Annotated in this window: 2 protein-coding genes; one reads left to right on the top strand and one right to left on the bottom strand. The window is 73.1% G+C overall.

The window, feature by feature from the left end; translation table 11 throughout:
* Positions 1–899 (bottom strand): MFS transporter (locus O3X23_RS39755; protein ID WP_269278815.1); only part of this gene is annotated, 899 nt, incomplete at its 3' end.
* Between the two features lie 47 nt (positions 900–946).
* On the opposite strand from O3X23_RS39755, the gene O3X23_RS39750 reads away from it, so the two are divergent.
* On the top strand, positions 947–1,400 hold a 454-nt coding region (locus O3X23_RS39750; protein WP_269278812.1), incomplete at its 3' end, for a GntR family transcriptional regulator.

Raw genomic sequence — 1,400 nt, 5'->3', positions numbered from 1 at the left:
AGTACTGCCACCGTGCTGCCGGTCAGCGCGGTGACGAGCAGTCCGGCCGATGACAGGAGCAATCCGGGCAGGACCAGCCCGGCGACCCCCCGACGGTCACCGATCCGTCCCGCGAACCACCGCGCCGCCGTGGCTGCGGCCGGTTGCAGGAACAGCACTCCGGCGACCAGTCCGGACATCGACGCCGGGACGGCCAGCGGCAGGAAGGTGACGATGACGCCGGCCCCCAGAGCGGTCGTCGCGAACACGACGGCGGGCCGGGCCAGGTGACCTGTCCGCAGGCCCGCGACCACTCCGACCGCCTTGCCCACCGATGGCTGCCGTCCGGGCAGCCCCGGCACCACCACGGCGGCGGCGAGCGCCACCAGGCCGCCGGCCACACAGACCGGGGTGAAACCGACGCTGCGCGCCAGCCAGACGCCGAGCGGCAGCGCCACCAGCGACGGCACCCCCGACACGATGCCGGCCAGCGCCAGCCCCTCGCCGCGGCGCTCCGCAGGGATCAGCGCCGCGGTCAGCGCACCACCCGCGACCACCGTCAGCGCGAATCCCAGGCCGCGCACGAAGCAGACCGCCACGATCCAGCCGAAACTGTCGGAGGCGGTCAGTACCAGCGCGGGTGCGCCCAGCAGCACCAGCCCCGACATCAGGGCCACCCGGTAGCCGAACCGTGCGACGAGGCGCGGTGTGGCCAACTCTCCCAGGACCGTGGCCAGCATCAGGGCCCCGGTGGCAAGGCCCGCGTCGCCGCCGGACGCCTCCGCGTAGAGCGGGACGACGGACAGCAGCAGGAAGAAGCTCGCCGACGCGCCGATCATGGTCACGAAGCGCAGCAGCAGCGGCCGGGTCACCAGCGGTGGGCGGGCATCGACGGTCCGCGCGGACGGAGTTGTGGTCATGACGTCAAAACTAGGATCCCACCGGATCACCGGTAAGCTCCATTTCCATGCCTCTGGAGTGGTCCGGTCTGTCGCCGGAACTGTTACTCGTCGTCGACCGGGGGAGTGCTGAGGGTCTGCGCACGCAGGTGGAGCGGCAGATCAGGGACGCCATTCGCACCGGGCGCCTGGACGTCGGGGAGCGCCTGCCGTCCTCCCGGGAGCTCTCCGCCCGGCTGGGCCTGTCGCGCGGCCTGGTCCAGGAGTGCTACGCCCAACTCCAGGCCGAGGGCTATCTCGTCACCCGTGTCGGCGCGGCCACCACCGTAGCGGCCGGCGTCTGCCCACCACCCTCGCCCAGGACACCGCCGCCCGCCGCAACCCCGTTGCTCGCCGACTTCCGGTCCGGCGTCCCCGACCTCACCTCGTTCCCCCTCAGCGACTGGTTGTGGGCGATGCGCGAGGCCGGCCGCGCGATGCCCACCGCCGCCCTCGACTACGGTGACCCCCGCGGCCCCTCCC

Source organism: Streptomyces sp. H39-S7 (assembly GCF_027158205.1).
Classification (GTDB): domain Bacteria; phylum Actinomycetota; class Actinomycetes; order Streptomycetales; family Streptomycetaceae; genus Actinacidiphila.
The sequence above is the reverse complement of the archived record's forward strand: the minus strand, read 5'-3'. Positions and strand labels throughout refer to the sequence as shown.